Origin of the sequence: Allocoleopsis sp., assembly GCF_036703385.1 — a bacterium.
GTDB lineage: Bacteria > Cyanobacteriota > Cyanobacteriia > Cyanobacteriales > Coleofasciculaceae > Allocoleopsis.
In genome coordinates this window covers 1-4,562 of sequence record NZ_DATNPA010000117.1, presented here as the reverse complement: position 1 = coordinate 4,562, position 4,562 = coordinate 1, and the positions used below count along the sequence as shown (strand labels likewise).

5 protein-coding genes and 1 pseudogene are annotated in these 4,562 nt (G+C 46.6%); all 6 read right to left on the bottom strand.

Going from position 1 to position 4,562, the window contains the following annotated elements; translation table 11 throughout:
• Positions 1-548: pseudogene (locus V6C93_RS05810) on the bottom strand (oxygenase); the annotation flags it as partial.
• A gap of 87 nt (positions 549-635) precedes the next feature.
• Entirely contained in the window at positions 636-923 is a 288-nt protein-coding gene (locus tag V6C93_RS05805) for a hypothetical protein (RefSeq protein WP_333475705.1), read from the bottom strand.
• A 675-nt stretch (positions 924-1,598) separates the two neighbouring features.
• On the bottom strand, positions 1,599-1,931 hold the full coding sequence (locus V6C93_RS05800; RefSeq protein ID WP_333475704.1) for a DUF4278 domain-containing protein: 333 nt from the start codon (positions 1,929-1,931) through the stop codon (positions 1,599-1,601).
• Positions 1,932-2,240: 309 nt separating this feature from the next.
• The gene (locus tag V6C93_RS05795; protein ID WP_333475703.1) at positions 2,241-2,897 is read right to left on the bottom strand and encodes a response regulator transcription factor; all 657 of its coding nucleotides are present in this window, start codon (positions 2,895-2,897) and stop codon (positions 2,241-2,243) included.
• Positions 2,894-4,009, bottom strand: coding sequence for a response regulator (locus tag V6C93_RS05790; protein ID WP_333475702.1), 1,116 nt, complete (start codon positions 4,007-4,009; stop codon positions 2,894-2,896). Before V6C93_RS05790 ends, V6C93_RS05795 begins: the two co-directional genes overlap by 4 nt.
• A gap of 30 nt (positions 4,010-4,039) precedes the next feature.
• Positions 4,040-4,562 (bottom strand): response regulator (locus V6C93_RS05785; RefSeq protein ID WP_333475701.1); only part of this gene is annotated, 523 nt, incomplete at its 5' end.

The following is a 4,562-nucleotide window of genomic DNA, read 5'->3' as shown; positions in this document are numbered from 1 at the left end:
TCTATATCTCCCTTCAATCCGGTCGTAATGAATGACACAACATAGCGCTTTGGTATGTCATGGTTAGATTTTTGGTCATCTCGTTCAAATAAAGTCGAGAAAGCGCCTCTACCCGCAGTTACCACCACTAAGTCGTAAGTTTGAACATACTCTTCCAAGTCTTCTGGTGTCGTGGCTTGAATCACCAGTTCACCCCCTCGTTTGACAAATTCCTGCATCCAAGCTGGAAACTTAAGGCGTTGATCGATTGATTGCCATTGCTGTCGTACATCGGAGGACAGAACTAAAGCTGTATTTCCTTCCTCGTCGCACACCTGGCTGCGAAATCGCATACCGTCAGCAAATTCGTCATCCCAAAAATTTAGTCCTAAGTTACGTTCCAGTTGCAGTGCGTCTGGAAATAAGACTGGCGTTCCCATCGGTTTGCCGTGGAGGATGGCTTCGGGGGTGCGATCGCTAAATAAAGTTACTGCATAACCGGCATCAACAAGACCAATTCCCAAGTGAAGACCTGCTTGACCCGCCCCAATAATTGCAATTTTTCGCATAGTGAATCCTACTTTTTAATTTTCAACAGGGTAATTAACGAATTGGACAATTAAATTCCATTAAATTCTTTGGTCAGTATGGTGCAATTACATCCACCAATAAAGCCGTTTATTGACGATTATCTTAGTTTTGGTTTGAATTGCCTCTGAGTTGTAATTTTCTTGTTCATCCATCAAACTAATGGGAGAATTTAAAGCATTTAGCCAATACACGTTTGAAACCGGATTTACAAGAGATTTGCTTGACGGTTTGGTGGGTTCTATCGTAGTTGTTTCCTCCTCGATAGGCTTCTGTGCCGATACAGATGATGAGACGGAGAGAGGAGATTCAAGAGAAACTGAGCTTGGATTGGATTGAAATACACTAAAATTCATTGATTTTTCCTTGTGATTAAGTGGGTAAGTAGCATTAAATCGGTGATAGGTGATGGATTTCGGCTAAGTCAAGACCCATCTGTAAACTCCTAAGCAATCAACAAAGATAAATAACGAAGCGGCGTAGAATATCATGCTGCTATCTCGGTCTTGCAAGCTGGCAAGCAGGAGTTGACCTGAACTCATTGCTAAAAAGATAAATCCATATCCACTCATCTGCGTATTTGATGCCAGTAATATTCCTCCAGTTAACGCACAAGAACTACTAGAAAGCTTTAAATATTTACTGGGAAACTTAGGTAGCTTTGAATGCCGACTGAGAGAAAAACTTGTTAATTTTGAGAGCTGTGTAAGATGCATTTCAGTTTATTTTCAGCGAGCAACTAAGCGGTTCCTACAGGATTTGGTAATTGGTGATGGCACTGTATCTAATACCTGAGTTTTGCCCGTTGCAATCTTTTTTTGCAATAGAGTGGCAACCATTTTTTTAACTCTCCTTTATAGAGGTTGGGTGGAGAGGAAACAACAAGAACCTGAAGCGAGGGGTAGTTGCTGATTCCAGGTCAAAGATTTAGCGATCGCTGAATACTATCTAATAGTGAGTGCTTGCTTGATAGTTGCAGGTATGAATCAATATGACAGGCAAGCTGATGGTAATTTTTGCTGTTAACAAGACTATTTCTGAAGTAGATATTCCTCGGTTGCCTGTTGAGTTGAAGGGCGAGCAGTTGTTGAGGCTTTCTTTGAAAGGTTTGTCGATGAAGAAATGGCTGTAACTTCGCCTTGTTCGTTGCGACTTACCTGAAGAATCGTTCCTCGGTAAATCAACTCATAAGTCACTGGTTCTACAGGAGCTTGTGTAATCGCCGTTGGCTCGACTTGATAGGTGTTTCCCCGATAAATCAACTCATAAGCTGAGTTATGGGTGCGAGTATAGTGGAATGGGCGACGGGCGGTAACGTTGGCAGGATTATAATCGAAGGTAGTGCCGCGATAGATGAGTTTCATAATTTATCTCCTAATTGGTTTCTCGTTAGTTTTGAAGGGAGTTAAGCGCTTTGCTTAACTGTCCTTATCGTAGAGATTCCACTAAAGAGAAACATCTGAAAAACGTCTTGACTCACCTATCAACAAAAGAGAGCAATCCCTACTAACTTTCGTTAATACATTAAGTACTTGTGCTTAAGTCTTTCGTTGAGTGCTGCTCGCCACACCTGCCCTAAGCAAAGCGTATTGCTGATGCTTCGCATCACTACGTGGCGTAACGCTAGCCCAAATGGGCTAACCGATTAAATAGCAACCAAATGATGAAAATGCTTAATTATTGAGAGACGAGGCGATCGAGGTTGCATAAATGGCTAACTGTGATCGATTTTTGAGCGATAAGCGATTGAGCAAATGAGTGACGTAAGTCTTAACCGTTCCTTCAGCCAGGTGTAGCTGTGTGGCAATTTCGCGGTTTGTTGCGCCTTGACCAATCAAGCGCAGCACATCTCGTTCTCTGGGAGGCAACTGAGCTAACTCTTCTGGTGCGGGTTGCTCCTCCACATCATCGGAATCTGGAACCTTCGTCAACAGCCTTTCCATTAACCCTGGAGCCATTTGGCTATAGCCGCGATGCACTAAACGAATCGCCTCTGCCAGTTCAGGGGCTGGCATATCTTTGAGCAAATAGCCTTTGGCACCCGCTCGCATCGATTGAGCAATGTCGCGATCGTCATCAAACGTACTCAGAACTAAAACTTTGGTGGAAGGAAACTGCTCACCGATCAGCCGAGTGGCTTCAATACCAGTCATTACGGGCATTCGGATATCCATCAGCACCACATCGGGCTGTAACGTGGCAACGAGATCGAGGGCGACTTGACCATTCTCCGCAGATCCCACCACTTGGAGATCGGGTTCCTGGCTCAGTACTGCCTGTAGCCCCTGGCAAATCAAACTTTGATCGTCCACAAGTAATAAGCGAATCATTGCAGCACCTCTGATAAGGGGAGTTCAACCTCGATCTGACAACCCGCTCCTGGCTTCGCTGTTAGGTGGAAATCGCCGTCTAGGGCAGCAACCCGTTCTCGCATTCCTTGCAATCCAAACCCGGTCATTTTCTGCTCGCAATTGAATCCCTTGCCATTATCCTCAATCGTGAGGCAAACACGATCGCCTGTCGTAACTAGCTGAATTTGCACCTGAGTAGCTTTAGCATATTTATAGATATTTGTCAATCCCTCTTGCACCACTCGGTAGAGCGTTTTGGACACGAGCGACGGGAGACGCTCTGTTAATTGGATGCAAGTTGTGGGGGTGATGCCAGTGACTTGCCGAAACTCTTCGGCTAAATCCGCGATCGCGTCTTCTAAAGGCTGTTCGGCTCGTTCATCTGCCCGCAGCGTCCTCACCGATTGCCGCACCTCCTGCATGGCAGTTTTACCCAGTCGTTGCGCCTGAGTTAGAAAAGACTGAGCTTGAGCTGGGTCAGTAGTCAACAGGCTAGCAACAGCTTGCAACTGAACGTTCAAGGCAGTCAGGGCATGTCCCAGAGAGTCGTGAATCTCGCGGGCAATCCGGTTGCGTTCTTCAATCGCTGCCATCTCCTCAATGCGCCGTAGGAGCGATCGCTCCTGCTCTAAAGCTTGCAGAAGTTCAGCTTGGGTTTGCTGCAACTGGCGATTTTGGGCTTGCAGTTGCACTTGCAGCCGCCGGATGGTGAGTTGATTTTCAATCCGGGCTAAGACTTCCTCAACTTGATACGGCTTTTGGATGTAGTCCACGCCGCCGCTGGTAAAGGCTTTGACTTTATCGAGTACCTCATCCAGCGCACTGATAAAAATCACTGGAATCTCGCGGGTTCGCTCATCCGCTTTCAGGCGAGTACAAACCTCGTAGCCGTCCATATCCGGCATCTTAATGTCGAGCATGATCAGATCGGGCGGCGCAGCACTCGCTCCCATCAGCGCCATTGCTCCGTTAATCACACTTCGCACTTTGTACCCGCGTTCCGTCAGCGTAGATGACAGCAAGCGCAGGTTGTCAGGCGTGTCGTCAACAATCAGGATATTGCCTTTGGGTACAGTAGAGGGTGAGTCCATCTAGGCATCTCTCAAACTTAGGCTTGAGGTTTAGGCTTCAGGTTGACTTAACGCCACAATCCGATCAAAGCGGTAGTGATTAACCATCTCGGTGAGGGCAACCGTCAGGCTAGCATTTTCTGCTGGAATTTGCTCAATGAGTTCAACAATTTGCTCAGCATCGACGCAAGTGGCAGCTTGGTGAAGTTGTTCTCGCCACAGCGCAGGCATCACATCGAGCAGTTCTGAGTTGACTTGGGCTGGCGTTACTTCCGCTTCGGAAGGTAGGACAAGCGGTTCGTAAAGATATTGCACTCCCAGATAATGCGCCATCTTCTCAAAAAGTTCCTCTTCGCGGAAGGGTTTGCGAACAAAGTCATTGCAACCTGCCGACAGAGCAACAACACGTTCTTCCTCAAAGGCGCTGGCAGTCAGGGCGATAATCACTGTTGCTTGCCCCTTTAACTGCGATTTGATGTGTTTACTTGCTTCATAGCCATCCATTACGGGCATCCGTAGATCCATCCATATCAGGTGGGGTTCAAACGATTCCCATAAGGCTATCCCTTCTTGA